We start from the raw sequence: 16,698 nt of genomic DNA on the forward strand, positions 1-16,698 counted from the left end.
CCCTTTTACAGACCGAGGAGTTCCAGCCCGATGAAGCGTCAAACCGCCCTGTCCTGCGCTGCCGTTCTGTTCGCCGTCACTGCCGTGGCACACGGCGCAGGCGAGCCCACGCCCGCCGAGCGCGCGGTCGGCTACCGCCAGAGTGTGTTTCATGTCATCGCCGGCAACTTCGGCCCCATGGCCGGCATGGTCAAGGGCGAAATCCCCTTCGACGCCAAGGCCTTCGCCCTGCGCGCCGAGCGCGTGGCCTTTCTGAGCACCCTGCCGCTGGAGGGCTTCATCCCGGACAGCCGGGTCGGCAAGACCGACGCCAAGCAGGAAATCTGGGACAACATGGACGACTTCAAGGCCAAGATGGAAAGCTTCCAGACCGAGGCCGGGAAGCTGGCCGAAGCGGCCAAGACCGCCTCTGCGATCGATGCGCTGAAGCCGCAGTTCGGCAAGGTCGGTCAGGCCTGCAAGGACTGCCACGACAAGTACAAGGAAGACTGACGACCGGTCGGGCCTGGCCGGGTGGGGTCGGACGCGGCCGCGCCGCGACGCCCATAAAAAAGGCCGGTCACCCCGGGCGGGGTGGCCGGCCATCTGACGCGCAAGGCGTCCCGATTACGGTGTCGGTGCAGTCGCCGCTGGGGCGCAGTTTTCGCCCAGCGTGATGTTGGTGCGGTTGGCCTCGATGGTCTTGGCGCCGATGCCTTTGACCTTTTCCAGATCGTCCGCGGACTTGAATGGCCCATTCTCGGTCCGGTAAGCGACGATGGCCTGGGCTTTGGCGTCGCCGATGCCCTTCAGGCCGGCGGTGAGTGCCGGCGCGTCGGCGCAGTTGATGTCGACCGGTTCGGCAGCGGCGATTCCCGCCGCGAGTGTCACAAACAAGGCAACGCAGGTATTCCGGAACTTCGACATGGTCTGTACTCCCGTTTGGTGCTTTGGTTGAGGTGAAGTGCCTTTCAGGACAGTGTCGTCAAGAACAGGCAGTGGCAAGCGTACATGTAAAAAATAACGCGTGAAAGGTCTGTTCGGGGGGTGTAACTAACCGCCCGGTGATGCGTCCAAGCACTCACGAAACGCCCGTTGCCTGAAACGGCTCGGTTATCCGGTGCGAGGAGGTGCCATGAAACGCTTCAGGTTGAGTGTTCCGGGTGCATCGGCGATCACGCCGCGAGCGGTGTATCAGGCGCGTCGCCAGTTGCTGCTGGCCGGCGCCGGGGCGGGACTGGCGCTCGCGTGGCCGGGTTTCGCCAGGTCGGCGTCGGCCGTCGGGCCGCTCGCGGCGGTGCCGCGCGGGCCGTTCGGAACCGATGAGGCGCTCACGCCGCGCCAGTTCGTGACCGGTTACAACAATTTCTATGAATTCGGTACCGACAAGGCGGACCCGGCCGCCAATGCCCACACGCTGCGCCCGCGGCCGTGGCAGGTTCAGATCGACGGCGCGGTGAGCCGCCCGCTCACCGTTGATATCGAAGAATTGCTGCAGCCGAAGAACCTGCAGGAGCGCATCTACCGCCTGCGCTGCGTGGAGGGCTGGTCGATGGTGATCCCGTGGATCGGCCTGCCGCTGGCCGATGTGCTGCGCCGGGTCGAGCCGCTCGGTTCAGCCAAGTACGTCGAATTCACCACCCTGCACGACCCCGAGCAGATGCCCGGCCAGAAACGCGACGTGCTGCCCTGGCCGTATGTGGAGGGCTTGCGCCTGGACGAGGCGATGCATCCGCTCAGTTTCCTGGCGGTGGGCCTGTATGGCGATGTGCTGCCCAACCAGAACGGCGCCCCGCTGCGGCTGGTGGTGCCGTGGAAATACGGCTTCAAGAGCGTGAAGTCGATCGTGCGCATCCGCTTTGCCGAGCAGCAGCCGCAGACGGCGTGGAACGTGGTGGCGCCGCAGGAATATGGCTTCTACGCCAACGTGAATCCGCAGGTCGATCACCCGCGCTGGTCGCAGGCGCGCGAGCGGCGTCTGGGCGAGGGCCTGCTGGCGTCGCGCCGGCCGACGCTGCCGTTCAACGGCTACGCCGAGCAGGTGGCCAGCCTGTACGCCGGCATGGACCTGCGCCGGGATTTCTGAGGCGTGCGTCGCGGCGCACTGCAAGCCCGCCTGTGGGCCGCCGGCCTGTGGACGCTGGCACTGACGCCGGCCCTGGTATTGCTGGCGCGCGCCCTGGGTAATCGCCTGGGTGCCAATCCGATCGAGGAACTCACGCTCGAACTGGGCCAGTGGGCGCTGCGCTTTTTGCTGCTGACGCTGGCCGCCACGCCGCTGCGCCGGCTGACCGGCTGGACGGTGCTGCTGCGCCACCGGCGCCTGTTGGGACTGACGGCGGCCAGTTACGCGCTGCTGCATCTGCTGGTCTACGCCGTGCTCGATCAGGGCCTGCTGTGGTCGCAGATCGTCGGTGACATCCTGAAGCGGCCGTTCATCACGGTCGGCATGGCGGCCTTCGTCCTGCTGCTGCCGTTGGCAGCGACCTCGTTCGATGCGGCGATCCGGCGGCTGGGCGCCCGTCGCTGGCAGGCGCTGCACCGGCTGGTATACGTGGCTACCGGCCTGGCGCTGCTGCATTTCTGGTGGAAGGTGAAGGCTGACACCGCCGAGCCGACGATTTACCTGACGGTGTTTGCACTATTATTGGTGGCCCGTTTCGTGGCCCCTGGCCACCGTTTCCGGCGCCGGCCGCCAGCCGGCCGCCAGCCCGCCTGATCCGGACGCATCTTGGATTCATTACGCACGCTGCGCGATTTCCTGCGCTGGGGCGCCAGTCGCTTTGCCGGCGCTGGTCTTTTTTATGGCCATGGAACGGACGGTGCTGCGGACGAGGCGGCGGTCCTGATCGCGCATGTACTGCACCTGGATTTGCCGCTGGCGCCGGAGTTTCTGGACGCCGCGTTGACTGTCGAGGAGCGTGTGGCGGTGACCGCACTGCTGCATCGACGCATCAGCGAGCGCCTGCCGGCGCCGTACCTGACCGGCGAGGCCTGGTTCGCCGGGTTGCGCTTCGCCGTGGATCCGCGGGTGTTGATCCCGCGCTCGCCGATCGGCGAGCTGATCCAGAACGGTTTTGCACCGTGGCTGGACGACACAAGCCCGACACGCATTCTGGACATCGGCACCGGCAGCGGTTGCATCGCGATTGCCTGCGCGCTGGCATTTCCAGAGGCCACGGTGGACGCAGTCGACATCAGCCAGGACGCGCTCGACGTCGCGGCAATGAACGTGGCCCGCTACGGCCTGCACCAGCGGGTGCGTTTGCTGCGGTCCGATCTTTACGAGGCGCTGCTGGCCGGCGAGGGTTATGACCTCATCGTCAGCAACCCGCCGTATGTGCCGGACGCGGAATACGCCGGCCTGCCGGACGAGTACCGCCACGAGCCGCCGGGCGCCCTGGTGTCGCCCGATGCCGGCCTGGACCACCCGCTGCGCATCCTGCGTGGCGCAGCGATGCATCTGAGTGACGGCGGCCTGCTGGTGCTGGAGGTCGGTGCCACCTGGCCGGCGCTGGTCGAGCGCCTGCCGCAGCTGCCGTTCACGTGGGTGGAATTTGCCCGCGGCGGCGAGGGCGTGGCCGTGATCAGCCGTGAGGACTTGCTCCAGGCGCTGGCCTGAGTCCGTCCGCCTTCAGCCGGCCAGCTGGCGGTGGCGCACCAACACGCGCTCCGCCGGGTTTGTGTCCTGCCGCGTCCTGAAATGCTCGCCCAGACGATGTGCCATGTAGACCGAGCGGTGCCGGCCGCCGGTGCAGCCGATGCCCACCGTCACCTGGCTGCGGTCGCTGGCGGCAAAGCGCGGGAGCCAGTTGTCCAGAAACTGCCGGATGTCGGCGAACAACTGCTGCGCATCCGGCTGCCGGTCCAGGAACTCCCGCACCGGCGCATCCAGGCCGGTGAACTCGCGCAGCGCCGGATCCCAGTGCGGATTGGGCAGGCACCGCATGTCGAACACCATGTCGACATCCAGCGGCGTGCCGAACTTGTAACCGAAGGACTGGAACACCAGCGTCGGCGCCTGCCGGCCGTGGCTGAGCAGGTCGCGCACGCTGCTGCGCAGCTGGTAGATGTTCAGGCTGGAGCTGTCGATGCAGAGGTCCGCGAGTTCAGCGATCGGCGCCAGGCGCGCCTGTTCGGCGTCGATGGCCTCGCTGATCGAGCCGCCCTGACCGGCCAGCGGGTGCTGGCGCCGGGTTTCATTGTAGCGATTGATCAGGGTTTGCCGGTCGGCGGTGAAGAACAGCACCTGGCAGTCGACGGCGTTGTCGCGGATCGCTTTCAGGATGCCGGGCAGCGCCGTCAGATCGGAGAAGTTGCGCGCATCGATGCCGACCGCGGCCGGCGTGTCAGCGCCGCTGCGCGTCAGTTCCTGACCCAGGGCCGGCAGCAGCGCGATCGGCAGGTTGTCGACGCAATAGAAGCCTAGGTCCTCGAGCGCACGCAGCGCCGTGGACTTGCCGGCCCCCGACAGGCCGCTGACGATGATCAGGCGCTGCGGCATGGGTGGGTTCAAATCAACTCTTGCGGCGGGCCGCCTTGCGCCGCTCGGTGGTGGAGGCGATGCCCATGCCCTCGCGATATTTGGCCACTGTGCGGCGAGCCACGTTGATGCCCGCCTTCTGGAGCTGTTCGGCCAGGTCGTTGTCGCTGAGCGGGTTGCCGGGAGTTTCGGCAGTGATCAGGTCGCGGATGCGGGCACGGATGGCGGTGGCCGAGGCCGAGCCGCCGTCGCTGGTCGATACGTGACTTGAGAAGAAGAACTTCAGCTCGTAGATGGCGCGCGGGGCATGCATGTACTTGCGGTTGGTGGCGCGCGAGATGGTCGACTGGTGCAGACCCAGTTCGTCGGCGATGTCCTGCAGCACCAGCGGCACCATGGCGTGCGGGCCTTCCTCGAAGAACCCGACCTGGCGCTGCACGATGGCCCGCGCCACGCGCAGCAGGGTGTCGTTGCGGCTTTTGAGGCTGTTGATGAACCAGCGGGCTTCCTGCAGGCGATTTTTCAGGTATTCGTTCTCGGCACCGCTGTCGCGGCGGCGGATCATGCCGGCGTAGGTCTGATTGATTCGCAGTTTGGGCGCAATGGCGGGGTTCAGCTCGACCTGCCACACGCCGTTGATCTTTCGCACCAGCACGTCCGGGACGATGTACTCGGGCTCGTCTGCGTCAAGGCTGGTGCCGGGGCGCGGGTTCAGGGCCTGGATCAGATGTACGGCCTGGTCGACGGTCTCGGCCGGCAGGCCGGTGGCGCGTTGCAGGGCCTTGTAGTCGTGCTCGCCCAGCAGCGCTATGTACTCGAGCACCGACAGCGCGGCCTCGCGCAGCTGCGCATCGAGGCCCTCGAGCTGCTCGACCTGCAGGCGCAGGCACTCGGCCAGGTCGCGCGCGCCGACGCCGGCCGGGTCGAAGTGCTGGATGCGCCGCAGCACCGACAGCAGCTCGGTTTCGTCCACCGGTTCGCTGCGTCCCTCGCTGGCGGTCAGGCACAGCTCGGCGACCGTTTGGCCGAGGTAGCCGTCGGCTCGGATGGCGTCCAGGATGAGTTCGGCGATCGCCCGGTCGTCGGGGCTGAACGGCGTCAGATCAAGCTGCCACAGCAGATGGTCGTACAGCGTCTCGGCTTTGCTGGACACGGCAGTGAAGTCGCCGCCGTCATCCTCGTCGCGGCTGTTGGCGCCGCTGCCTGCCCCCAGGTCGATGAAGGTGTCTTCCCAGTTGCCGTCGACCGCCAGTTCCTGCGGGATTTCGTTGTCACCGTCGAACTCCAGGGCGCGCTCGGGCTGCTCCGGCATGACCGGCAGCTGCGGTTCTTCGGCGAGTTCGGCTGTTTCTTCGTCTGCTTCCAGCAGCGGGTTGGCGTCCAGCGCTTCCCGAATCTCCAACTGCAGGTCCAGCGTCGACAGCTGCAACAGGCGGATTGCCTGCTGCAGCTGCGGCGTCAGCGCGAGGTGCTGCGAGACGCCAAGTTCAAGACCTTGCTTCATGCGACTGCCAGGCGGAATCTTCGGTTAGCAAGAAGCGTACCGTATGCCGCGCCCTGCGCAAAGCCGGGCTACAACTGGAATGCGTCGCCCAGGTACACCGCGCGCACGCGATCGTCGGCCAGAATGGTTTCCGGAGTGCCGGCCGCCATCACTTCGCCTTCGTTGACGATGTACGCGCGGTGGCAAATGCCCAGGGTTTCGCGCACGTTGTGGTCGGTGATCAGCACGCCGATGCCGCGCGCGGCCAGGTCGCGCACGATCCGCTGGATGTCGATCACGGTGATCGGATCGACGCCGGCGAACGGCTCGTCCAGCAGCATGAAGCGCGGCTCGATGACCAGCGCGCGGGCGATTTCCACCCGCCGCCGCTCCCCGCCGGACAGGGCCGCGCCCGGGCTGCTGCGCAGGTGCGCGATGTGCAGGTCGTTGAGCAGCCGTTCCAGGCGCGCTCGACGCGCGTCCGGATCCAGGTCGCGGCGGGTTTCCAGGATGGCACGCAGGTTGTCCTGGACCGACAGCTTGCGAAACACCGACGCTTCCTGCGGCAGGTAGCCCAGGCCCAGGCGCGCCCGCTGGGGCATACCCGCCTGCGTGATGTCCACGCCGTCGATGGCCACGTGGCCGCTGTCGGGCGCCACCAGGCCGACGATCATGTAAAAGCAGGTGGTCTTGCCGGCGCCGTTGGGGCCGAGCAGGCCGACGATCTCGCCCGGCCCGACCTGCAGCGACACGTCGGCTACCGCCGCACGACCCCGGTAACTCTTGCGCAGGTTGTGCGCGGTCAGCTGGCTCATGGCGCCGCTTTCTCGGCGCCGCGCTGGGGTTGAATGATCATGCGGATGCGCCCGCCCTCGCCGCCGCTGCCGGTGACCAGGTCGCGCACGGTGTCGTACACCAGTTGATCGCCCTGAAACACGTCGCCCTGGCGGGTGATGTGGGCATCCCCGCGCAAATAGAGCTTCTTCTCGCCGATCACGTATTCCATTTGCCGGCTGGTGGCCACCACATCGCCTTCGTCGGGCTTGGGCTGCTGTTTGTAGCGGGCCGGTTTGCCGTTGGCGACATAGCGGGTCGGTTTGCGGTTTTCGGTGTGGATGACCAGCGTGTCGGAGTTGATCTGCATCGTGCCCTGCACCACCACCACGGCGCCGGTGTAGGTGTTCAGGCCCTTGGCCTCGTCCAGCTCGACCCGATCGGCATCTATATAGATCGGCTGCTGGCGGTCCGAATCCAGGGCCATGACGGAACCGGCAAGGCACAGCAAGGCAAGGCCACACAGCGGGCGAGTGGATGAAAAACGCATGGGTGTCAGTTGTATGGGCAAAAATATGCAGCGGACGGGAGCGCCGCCGCCGGCAAGTCTAGCAGTCCGCCCATTGCTGGCAGGGGCGCGGCCGGTCGAGCCGGGATTTGGCGGTCGTGTCGATTGCCCGCGCGCTGCGCGCCGGTGCCAGCGCGCCATGAATCCATCCTGGATTGCTCATTCCGGCAACGGGGCAGCCTCACGGGCATCGACGATCAGGTCGCACAGTTCGCGCGCCGCACCGCGGCCGCCGCCCAGCGTCGTGATCCAGCGCGCCATCGCGCGTACCCGCGGATGGGCGTCCGCCACCGCGACCGGCAGCGCGGCCAGGCGCATGGCGGGCAGATCGATCACATCGTCCCCCAGGTAGGCGGTGGCCTGGCGGTCGATGCCCAGGTGCTGCAACAGGTCCAGAAAGTCCCGGTCCTTGTGCTGGCAACCCTGGCGATACATGTCGACCTGCAGCTCATCCATGCGTCGGATGACGGCCGACGAGCGGCGCCCGCTGAGCGCCGCCACCTTGACCCCGGCCTCGCGCAGCAGCTTGAAGCCATGTCCGTCGCGCACGTGAAAGGCCTTGAACTCGGTGCCGTCATCGCCCAGGTACAGGCGGCCGTCGGTCAGCACGCCGTCCACGTCGAACACTACCAGCTCGATACGGGCGGCCAGCGCCCGCAATTCGCTATCCAGTGCCGCGTGATTGTTATCCCCTGATGTCATGCCGATTTGTCCATTTGTGCAGAAGCGCAGCTGCGCTGCGCGATGGCCTTGGTTGCAACCCGTCGTCCGGCATGGCCGGGCACCTGCGAGGCAGAACGCCGGCACATCGATGTGCCGGCGAAGCCGGCGCAGCAAACTCGATCGATGCGCTTCGGCCCCGCTTCAGATCACGCCCGCATCCAGCAGCGTGTGCATGTTCAGCGCACCGACCAGGCGCCCGTCGCTGTCTTCCACCAGCAGCGCGTTGATGCGCCGCCTTTCCATCAGCTGCGCCGCCTCGGCCGCCAGCAGGTCCGGACCGATGCGCACCCCGCCTTGTGTCATGACCTCGGCAATGCCCACGGTCCGCACGTTGTCGACCTTTTCCAGCACCCGCCGCAGGTCGCCGTCGGTGAATACCCCCACCGCGCGACCGTCGGCGTCCACGACGGCGGTCATGCCCAGGCCCTTGCGGGTGATTTCGAGCAGCGCTTCGGCCAGGCTGGCCGCGTGGCCCACCGTTGGCATGCGTTCACCCTTGACCATCACGTCGGCCACATGCAGCAACAGGCGCCGGCCGAGCTTGCCGCCCGGGTGGCTGCGCGAGAAGTCATCGCGCGAGAAGCCCCGCGTGTGCAGCAGCGCCACCGCCAGCGCGTCGCCCAGGGCCAGCGTGGCGGTCGTACTGGCGGTCGGCGCCAGGCCCAGCGGGCAGGCTTCGCGCTCCACGCTGGCGTCAAGATTCACGTCCGACTCGCGGGCCAGCGTCGAGGCAGGATCGCCAGTGACGGCGATCAGGCTCACACCGAGCCGCCGGATCATCGGCAGGATGAGCAGGATTTCCGAGGTCTCGCCGGAATTGGACAGGGCCAGCACCACGTCCTGCGGCGTGATCATGCCAAGGTCGCCGTGACCGGCTTCGCCCGGATGCACGAAAAAAGCCGGCGTGCCGGTGCTGGCCAGCGTGGCCGCGATCTTGCCGCCGACGTGGCCGGACTTGCCCATGCCCAGCACCACCACCCGCCCGCGGCAGGCCAGCAGCAGCCGGCAGGCCTGCACGAAAGGCTCGCCCAGCCGTGGCGCCAGTTGGCGTATTGCTTCGGCTTCGGTTTCCAGCACATCCCGGGCGAGCTGCAGCAGCGTCGCCGGATCGATGTTCGGATCGGTTCGTGGGACGTCTTTGAGATACATGCGTGAGGACTTCCAATTCGCGATGGGCGGGGCGCAGGCCCTCCGCCATTATCGTCACTGGGCCGGCGCGTGTCGCATCAACGGCCGGCGCACCAAAACACCCGGGGGCAACATTTCCAATTGTTGACAGTGTGATTGGGCCGATGCTACGGTCCGCCCCGCGCAGTGCTGGTAGCGGCCTGGAGGGCGCAGCGCCAGCACTGTATAAGGGTGAAGAGGGGGTTTGGCTACGGGAAGGGGTGCCCGCAGCCTGACAAAGCATAGTTACTGCGCCGAATGTTCAAGGTATTCGTGCGGCTGGCATCCTGAACGGCCGGTCGTGCGCGTGCGCAGCGAAGCCAACCCCTCCTAGTCCGGACGAGTTTGTCGCCGTGCCTTATGGCCGGCCATAGCCGTTAGTGGATGTAACCGGGAGGGGATATGAAATTACGCAAGAACGTCACACAGCCGACCAGCACGGGTCGTTACTGGCTGGCCGCAGCGGCACTCGCCGCAGCCGGTAGCGCTGCCCAGGCCGCCAATTTTCAGTTGTTCGATGGTGCGGTCGAGGGCTCCTTCGACACCACGCTGGGCTACGGCCTGCAGCTGCGGACCGAGAAAATGGACCCGTCTTTGAGCATTCCCCATCCCAGCCGCTGGGCGCCGGGCCAGACCGAGGCCGGGCTGCTGCTTGGCAACAATCAGTACGGCAATCGGGAGCTGTTCAACAAGAAGTGGGATATTTTCTCCAACCTGGTCAAGGCTTCGCATGACCTGCAGGTGAATGGCGACGGCTGGAGCGCGTTCATGCGCGGCAATTACTTCTACGACTTCGCCATGGCCAGCGAGAGGGACAGCATTCCGAAGGAATCGGAAAACCGCGCGATCATGCATGGCGACATCACCGACGCCTATTTCCTGACCCGGCTCGGCAGCGCGGACCAGTTCACGGTGCGCTTGGGCAAGCAAGTCATTTCCTGGGGCGAGAACACCTTCATCGGTCAGTCGCTCAACGACATCAATACGGTAGACATCAGCAAGTTGCGCCAGCCGGGCGTCGAGCTCAAGGACGCGTTGGTCGGTACACCGGCGGCGTATTTCAGTTGGCAGATGAGTGAGGCGCTGTCGCTCGAGACCTTCGTGCTGCTCGGGTATGACGAGCTGAAGGTCGATCCCTACGGTGGTTTCTTCGGCACCCAAGACGCCATCACCGACGGCGGCGGCTTTGCCAACGAATTTGGTGTCCCGTTCGATCTTTGTCGGGCGCCTGACGGCGGCACCTGTAACCTGGCGCTCGGCCCAGCCCAGGTGCCGCGATGGGGCGACGACATTCCATCATACGGGGGGCAGTATGGCGTAGCGCTGCGTTACTACGCGCCAAATCTGGGCAATGGTTTCGACTTCGGGCTCTACTACCAGAATCTGCATGATCACAACCCGCAGTTGTCTTCGTACGCGGGCCCGACTGCTAATGCCGGCGGGCGTATAGGGACCTACTTCGTCGACTACGCCAAGGATGTCGAACGCTACGGCTTCAGTTTCAACACGACTCTCGGTTCGTGGGCGGTGGGTGGCGAGTACAGCTACCGGCGCAATGCACCGCTGCAAGGCACGGACTTCCTCGCGGTCGCCGCGACAGGTCGGGAACTGGGCCCAACGGGGGCACCCAACGGCACGCTCTACGCGCCAGGGACCAAATACGAGGGCTTCGAGCGCTACAAGCGGCATCAGATTCAGCTGACTGGCCAGCGTCTGTGGGGGCCCATGCCCATGCTGATGGGCGCCGACCAATGGAACACCATCGGCGAAGTGGCCTACGGCTGGGCAGAGGACATGCCGGGTCACGACCTGAATGGCCATGAAATAACTCCGACCGTGCTGGCCTCGAAGAACGGGTTCGTTCGGTTTGACGATGTGACCAACCACTTCTGGGGCTTGGTGGCCCGCTCGACGCTCACCTACAACAATATCCTGTTCAACCGTATCAACATGGACTTCAACACCGCCTTTAAGTGGGACGTAGAGGGCGTGTCGCCGGAGTTCGGTGGTGCGACGCTGTTCATTGGCGGTCGCAAGCAATTGTCGGTCGGTGTGACCTTCGACTATGCGTTGAATTGGAAGCTGGGTATCAACCAGACCTTCATCTTCGACGGCGATAACGACCAGTGGCGTCCGAACGGCAGCCGCCCGGTCAACAACACCGACCGCGACTTCCTGTCGCTGGACCTAAGTTACTCGTTCTGATGCACCGACGTGGGCCGGTGTTTGGGATTGACACCGGCCCTTTTTCTTCATGATTCGGGGGAAGCCATGCAAGGGGTGAAATGGGCGGCGAGCCTGGCGCTTGCCGTGGGGTGTACGGGTGTGCCGCTGATGGCGAGTGCCAAGGTGTCGCCGGAAGAAGCAGCCAAGCTCGGCATCGAAGGCACCGAGTTGACGCCGATGGGCGCGATCCGCGCCGGTAATGCCGATGGCAGCATTCCCGCCTGGGATGGCGGCATCAAGACGCCGCCTGTGGGCTATACCCAGGGTGGCTGGTATATTGATCCCTATGCGGACGACAAGATTCTGTTCACCATCACGGCGCAGAACCACGAGCAGTACAAGGACAGGCTGTCAGCCGGTCAGATCGCGATGCTGAAAAAGTACCCGGACAGCTACAAGCTGAACGTGTACCCGACGCGGCGCAGCGCGTCGTATCCGAAGGAAATCTACGAGAACAGCATCTGGAACGCCACCAACACTGAGTTCTGCAACCCATCACTTGGTAAGGATCGGGAGGAGCGTTGCGTCAAACGCGAGGTCTATCGCCCAGGCATCTTCTTCCCAATACCGAAAACCGGCGGTGAGGCCATGTGGAACCATACCTATTACTGGTTCGGCAAGTACTACACTGTCACGCATTATGGCTTCAACGCGTTCGCCGATGGCACCTATGCCGAATTCGCCACCCGCGAGCGGTGGATCGTGCCCGCTGCCATGAATCCGGATGAGATACCGAAGGGCGATGTGTTCACCCGTAATGGTGGAGCGGCCTGGTGCTTCTCGCAGGAAACCCTGGCGCCGCCGCGCAACGCGGGCAGCATTTTCGGTGGCTGCAACTATTTCGAGACCACCGACTTCGATGCCTACCTGTACGTGCCCGGCCAGCGCCGAGTGCGCAAGGCTCCGGAAATTGGCTTCTATGACAGCCCGAGTTCCAACTCGGACGGCCTGCGCACTGCCGACTCAAAGTACATGGGCGCCATGACCGGTGACGTGGAATGGTACACGTGGACGGCCGAGCGAAAGGAGATGTTCGTACCGTACAACGCGTACAAAATGGCGCAGCCGGGCATCAGCATGAAGGACATCGTGCGGCCGGGGCACATCAATTCGGACCTCGTACGTTACGAACTGCACCGGGTGTGGGCCATCGAGGGCAAGATCAAGCCAGGATTTCGGCATCTGTCGCCACACCGAGTCACTTACATAGACGAAGACAGCTGGGCCGGCGTAGCATCTGACATGTACGATGCACAGGACAACCTGTGGCGCGTGTCCGAGGGCTATTTGCTTAATTACTACGACGTTCCGACCGTTCATCATTTTGCCGACGATCATTCCGACCTGATCAACGGCAGGCATGCTTCCAATGCCGGCTGGCCGAATATCAGCGGCAATCCGGGTGACTTGATCAATTATCACGTCATGCCGGATCCCGATGTTCAGACGCCCGCTGGATTGCGCAAATATGGCATGCGCTGACGGTACCGGTTCTCTATATCGCTCAGGCTTTGACTGGGCGCCGGTGTCGGGCTTCAGGAAATGACTTCAAACCTTTTTGAGTGATTGTTATGCAAAACTTACCGATCATCGCCGGCCTTGCCTTTGTCGGAGCTGCGGCGCTCTTTGCCGGGTCGGCTGTCGCCAAGGTATCGCCTGAGGAAGCGGCGAAGCTGGGCCTTGAGGGGACGGAGTTGACGCCAGTCGGCGCCATCCGCGCCGGCAACGCCGACGGCAGCATTCCGGCCTGGGATGGCGGCATAAAGGCGCCGCCGGCCGGTTATGAAGAGGGCAAGTGGTACGTGGATCCCTACAAGGACGATCAGGTTCTGTTCACCATCACGGCGCAGAACTATCAGCAGTACGAGGACAAATTGTCCGCTGGCACCATTGCCATGCTCAAGAAATACCCGGATACGTTCAAGATGAACGTCTATCCAAGTCGTCGCAGTGCCTCTTTCCCGCAGTGGCTGTACGACGGCTCTATCTGGAATGCCGCCAACACCGATTGGTGCAACCCGCCTCCGGGTGGACCCAACACTGCCCAGCGCTGCGTGAAACAGGAGGTCTTTCGCCCGGGTGTGCCGTTTCCCATTCCCAAGGATGGCGGGGAGCTGATGTACAACCACACGTTCTACTTCTTCGGCAAGTGGTTCACGTCGGTTGCGTATGGCTTCAACGCATTTCCGGATGGCGCCTACGCCGAGCATGTAAAGCGCGAGCGTTGGTTGGTGCCGATGTATTTGGTCGGGGATGAAAAACCCAAGGGCGAAGTGTTCGACCGCAAGGGCGGTGCGGCGTGGTGCTTCTCGCAGGAAGATCTTGCGCCGCCGCGCACGGCCGGGACCATGTTCAGCGGCTGCAACTATTTCGAATCGGTCGACTTCGAAGCCTACCTGTACGTGCCCGGCCAGCGCCGGGTCCGCAAGGCTCCGGAAATCGGCTTTTACGACAGCCCGGGCACAGGTTCGGACGGTCTGCGAACCGCCGATGCGCGCAACCTGTTCGCGCAGACCGGTGGCGAGGAGTGGTACGACTGGTCGCCACCGGTGCGCAAGGAGATGTATATCCCCTACAACAGCTACAAGCTGGCCGATCCGCAATACACCTTCAAGGACATCGTGCGCAAGGGCCACGTCAACTCGGACATCAAGCGCTACGAACTGCACCGGGTATGGGTCATCGAGGGCAAGCTGAAGCCGGGATTCCGCCATCTTGGCCCGCATCGCCTGGTGTACGTGGACGAGGACAGCTGGGCGGCGGCGCTGTCCGACATGTACGATGCGCAGGGCAACCTGTGGCGCGTGTCGGAGGCCTATCTGCTCAATTATTACAATGTGCCGATGGTGCACTGGTGGGGAGACGACCACTCCGATCTGGTCTCCGGCCGCCATGCAGGCGTCAACGGCTATTTCAACCACGGCGCCAAGCTCGGCACCTTCCCGCCGGATTTTTCGCCTTCCGGCAAGCCTGATCCGGACCTGATGACGCCGGCTGGTCTACGTAAGTACGGCGTCCGTTAAGAGTCGAGTTGTTGAGTAGCCGTGTAGCGCCTTATATGCACTACATGGGTGAGGTTCCTGGTGTTCGCCGCAGATGCCAGGGGGCCGCACCGCAGAACGTAACATCACTTCGCGATACAGCGAATAGCGACAGCCCCCTTCACTGGGGGCATTTTTTTCCTTATGTGATAGGGGGATAAGGTGCCAGGAAGAATTCATCGCAATGTTGCGTTGCGACTTCGCGCCCTGCTCGCGATGCTCATGCTCGCTTCGGTTTCGATGCTCGCCGCTCCCACGCGCGCCGAGGAATCCCATCCCGCGGCAACCGGCCGCAACGTCGCGCGTGCATTACTGCTGGACGCCACGCGAGCGGGCGAGCGCATCGTCGCAGTGGGTGAACGGGGCATCGTCCTTTATTCGGACGACGAGGGAGCGACTTGGAAGCAGGCCGCTGTTCCGGTCGATCCGACTCTTACCGCCGTGACCTTTGTCGATGCGCAGCATGGCTGGGCCACAGGGCATGACGCGACCATATTGGCCACCGTGGACGGGGGACTGACGTGGGTTAAACAGTTCAGCGACCCGGAGCTGGACGTGCCGCTGCTGGCTTTGTACTTCGAGGATCTGCGCACGGGATTTGCTGTCGGCGGCCGGGGCAATTTCTTTCGCACCACGGACGGCGGGGCGACGTGGAGCAATGAGGTCATTCTGACCCGTGATGAGTTCGATGGTCACCTGTTCGGGATTGGTAAGGCCGCTTCCGGGAGCCTTTTCATGGCATCCGAGCAAGGCGTGCTGTTCCGGTCGGATGATGCGGGAGCGACCTGGCTACAGCTTGATAGCCCATATAACGGCTCATTTTTCGGCGTTTCCTTCCATGGTCCTCGCATCCTGGCCTACGGAATGCGCGGCCATGTCGCGGTCAGCGACGATAATGGTGCGTCGTGGCGCATGGTGCCTACCTGTCACGTCCCGGCCGATTATTTGGCCTTCGATGAAACAGCTCCGGTTTTGAAGCGTACCAGTGCTGAAGCGCTTGAGCCGGAGTCTGGGCGTTCAGTGCCTTCTGCGGCAAGTGGTGGTTGTAGAGCGTGACATAGCGGTGCAGGGTCTGCTCCAGGTCCTCGCTGGACCTGAAGTGGTGCGTGCGCAGCAGGTCCGCGATGCGCCCGTTGAAGCGCTCGACCATGCCATTGGTCTGCGGGTGGCGCGGGGGCGTCAGACGGTGCTCGATGCCCAGTTCCTGGCACAGGCGATCGAACTCATGCGTCCCGGTCGGGGCCCGCGCCCGGCTCCCGAACAGCCGGTCCGTGAACTCGGTGCCGTTGTCGGTGAGCAGGCGCGTGATGCGCACCGGGCAGGCCGTGGCCAGGGCACTGAGGAAGGCGCGCGCCGAGCGCGCGCTCTTGTCGGCTTTCAGGGCCACGTAAACCCAGCGGGTGGCCCGATCGATGGCCACGAACAGGAACCGGCGCCGGTCCTCGTCGGCCATCTGCGGCAGGTACTTCACGTCGACGTGCACAAAGCCGGGCACGTAGGTCTTGAAGGTCTTGCTGACCGCTTTGTCCGGCGCCGGGCGCAGGGCGCGCAGGTTGCCCACGCCGTGGCGGCGCAGGCAGCGGTCCAGCCCGGAGCGGGACACGTCCGGACACAGGAACTCGCGCGTCACCGCCAGCAGGTCGTCCAGCGGCAGCAGCAGGGCCCGGCGCAGGTAGACCACGATCGCCTCCTGGCCGGGGGTCAACGTCGTTTGCAGGCGGTGCGCGGTGTGCGGCCGGTCGTAGACATCCGGGCGCCGCTTCCATTTGTAGATCGTCGGCTCGGTGACGCCAAAGCGGCGGGCCAGCACCGCCACCGGCTCATCACTGGCCGCGATCTGCGCCCGCACGTGGGGCGTGGTGCGGGCTTGTTTGTGCAGTGCAATCAGCATGCGGACACCTCCCGATCAACCGCTTTCCCGTCCCCTGCCAGCTCCCGGAACACCTCGCGCGCCAGCAGCAGCGGGGACCGAGACGGAACTATATGATGATCCGGGATGGAACACCTACCGGCACGGACAAGTCCCTTATGTCCGCCACGGTTACGGCGGATGGCGTACTGGTACTGGCGGGGCTGGACGGTGCGATTGTCACCACGCGCGACGGCGGTGAAACGTTTGCGCTCGCGCCCCAGGAGGATCGGCGCAAGATTGCACGTCTGTTACCGACACGGGACGGTGCGTGGCTGGCGTTTGGCGAGAACGGCGTCAACCGCCTGACGCTCGAAGTCAAATAAGTCATCGCCCTCTATTACG

Annotated in this window: 16 protein-coding genes and 1 pseudogene; 9 read left to right on the plus strand and 8 right to left on the minus strand. The window is 64.6% G+C overall.

Going from position 1 to position 16,698, the window contains the following annotated elements:
• The first annotated feature begins 30 nt into the window (after window positions 1-30).
• Window positions 31-492: a c-type cytochrome gene (locus PG2T_RS12275; RefSeq protein WP_068805939.1), complete on the plus strand. Its 462-nt coding sequence runs from the start codon at window positions 31-33 to the stop codon at window positions 490-492.
• A 114-nt stretch (window positions 493-606) separates the two neighbouring features.
• Here the strand turns inward: PG2T_RS12275 and PG2T_RS12280 are convergent, their stop codons facing one another.
• Window positions 607-906, minus strand: coding sequence for a ComEA family DNA-binding protein (locus PG2T_RS12280; RefSeq protein WP_068805942.1), 300 nt, complete (start codon window positions 904-906; stop codon window positions 607-609).
• Between the two features lie 208 nt (window positions 907-1,114).
• Between PG2T_RS12280 and msrP the strand changes: the two genes are divergently transcribed.
• From msrP to prmB, 3 genes are read left to right on the plus strand one after another with little or no spacing between them, the layout of a single operon-like run.
• Window positions 1,115-2,065 carry a protein-methionine-sulfoxide reductase catalytic subunit MsrP gene (gene msrP / locus PG2T_RS12285; protein WP_068805945.1) on the plus strand — a complete coding sequence of 317 codons (951 nt, stop codon included), beginning with the start codon at window positions 1,115-1,117 and terminating at the stop codon, window positions 2,063-2,065.
• A 3-nt stretch (window positions 2,066-2,068) separates the two neighbouring features.
• Window positions 2,069-2,698 carry a protein-methionine-sulfoxide reductase heme-binding subunit MsrQ gene (locus PG2T_RS12290; RefSeq protein WP_068805948.1) on the plus strand — a complete coding sequence of 210 codons (630 nt, stop codon included), beginning with the start codon at window positions 2,069-2,071 and terminating at the stop codon, window positions 2,696-2,698.
• 12 nt (window positions 2,699-2,710) lie between these two features.
• Window positions 2,711-3,601: a 50S ribosomal protein L3 N(5)-glutamine methyltransferase gene (prmB, locus tag PG2T_RS12295; RefSeq protein ID WP_068805951.1), complete on the plus strand. Its 891-nt coding sequence runs from the start codon at window positions 2,711-2,713 to the stop codon at window positions 3,599-3,601.
• 12 nt (window positions 3,602-3,613) lie between these two features.
• On the opposite strand, the gene rapZ is transcribed toward prmB, so the two are convergent.
• From rapZ to PG2T_RS12325, 6 genes are all read right to left on the minus strand, one after another.
• Window positions 3,614-4,483, minus strand: a complete 870-nt coding sequence (rapZ, locus tag PG2T_RS12300; RefSeq protein ID WP_068805954.1) for an RNase adapter RapZ — start codon at window positions 4,481-4,483, stop codon at window positions 3,614-3,616.
• 13 nt (window positions 4,484-4,496) lie between these two features.
• Window positions 4,497-5,966: an RNA polymerase factor sigma-54 gene (locus tag PG2T_RS12305; protein ID WP_068805957.1), complete on the minus strand. Its 1,470-nt coding sequence runs from the start codon at window positions 5,964-5,966 to the stop codon at window positions 4,497-4,499.
• Between the two features lie 68 nt (window positions 5,967-6,034).
• A complete protein-coding gene (lptB, locus tag PG2T_RS12310; protein ID WP_068805960.1) occupies window positions 6,035-6,760 on the minus strand; it encodes an LPS export ABC transporter ATP-binding protein in 726 nt (241 codons plus the stop codon).
• On the minus strand, window positions 6,757-7,206 hold the full coding sequence (lptA, locus tag PG2T_RS12315) for a lipopolysaccharide transport periplasmic protein LptA (RefSeq protein ID WP_068805963.1): 450 nt from the start codon (window positions 7,204-7,206) through the stop codon (window positions 6,757-6,759). The genes lptB and lptA overlap by 4 nt, the downstream gene beginning before the upstream one ends.
• Before the next feature lie 240 nt (window positions 7,207-7,446).
• Window positions 7,447-7,989, minus strand: a complete 543-nt coding sequence (locus PG2T_RS12320) for a KdsC family phosphatase (RefSeq protein ID WP_068805966.1) — start codon at window positions 7,987-7,989, stop codon at window positions 7,447-7,449.
• 162 nt (window positions 7,990-8,151) lie between these two features.
• On the minus strand, window positions 8,152-9,159 hold the full coding sequence (locus tag PG2T_RS12325) for a KpsF/GutQ family sugar-phosphate isomerase (RefSeq protein WP_068805970.1): 1,008 nt from the start codon (window positions 9,157-9,159) through the stop codon (window positions 8,152-8,154).
• 420 nt (window positions 9,160-9,579) lie between these two features.
• On the opposite strand from PG2T_RS12325, the gene PG2T_RS12330 reads away from it, so the two are divergent.
• From PG2T_RS12330 to PG2T_RS16725, 4 genes and pseudogenes are all read left to right on the plus strand, one after another.
• Window positions 9,580-11,382: a DUF1302 domain-containing protein gene (locus PG2T_RS12330; protein ID WP_068805973.1), complete on the plus strand. Its 1,803-nt coding sequence runs from the start codon at window positions 9,580-9,582 to the stop codon at window positions 11,380-11,382.
• A 66-nt stretch (window positions 11,383-11,448) separates the two neighbouring features.
• Window positions 11,449-12,885, plus strand: a complete 1,437-nt coding sequence (locus PG2T_RS12335) for a DUF1329 domain-containing protein (protein ID WP_075968182.1) — start codon at window positions 11,449-11,451, stop codon at window positions 12,883-12,885.
• Between the two features lie 89 nt (window positions 12,886-12,974).
• Window positions 12,975-14,426: a DUF1329 domain-containing protein gene (locus PG2T_RS12340; RefSeq protein ID WP_068805978.1), complete on the plus strand. Its 1,452-nt coding sequence runs from the start codon at window positions 12,975-12,977 to the stop codon at window positions 14,424-14,426.
• Between the two features lie 258 nt (window positions 14,427-14,684).
• Window positions 14,685-15,206 (plus strand): annotated as a pseudogene (locus PG2T_RS16725) (WD40/YVTN/BNR-like repeat-containing protein); the annotation flags it as partial.
• Between the two features lie 157 nt (window positions 15,207-15,363).
• Here the strand turns inward: PG2T_RS16725 and PG2T_RS16730 are convergent.
• Window positions 15,364-16,335, minus strand: a complete 972-nt coding sequence (locus PG2T_RS16730; RefSeq protein WP_068802899.1) for an IS481 family transposase — start codon at window positions 16,333-16,335, stop codon at window positions 15,364-15,366.
• A gap of 137 nt (window positions 16,336-16,472) precedes the next feature.
• Between PG2T_RS16730 and PG2T_RS12350 the strand changes: the two genes are divergently transcribed.
• Complete coding sequence (locus tag PG2T_RS12350; protein WP_068805980.1) at window positions 16,473-16,679, plus strand: hypothetical protein; 207 nt, start codon at window positions 16,473-16,475, stop codon at window positions 16,677-16,679.
• Window positions 16,680-16,698: the final 19 nt, after the last annotated feature.

Source organism: Immundisolibacter cernigliae, assembly GCF_001697225.1.
Taxonomy (GTDB): Bacteria; Pseudomonadota; Gammaproteobacteria; order Immundisolibacterales; family Immundisolibacteraceae; genus Immundisolibacter; species Immundisolibacter cernigliae.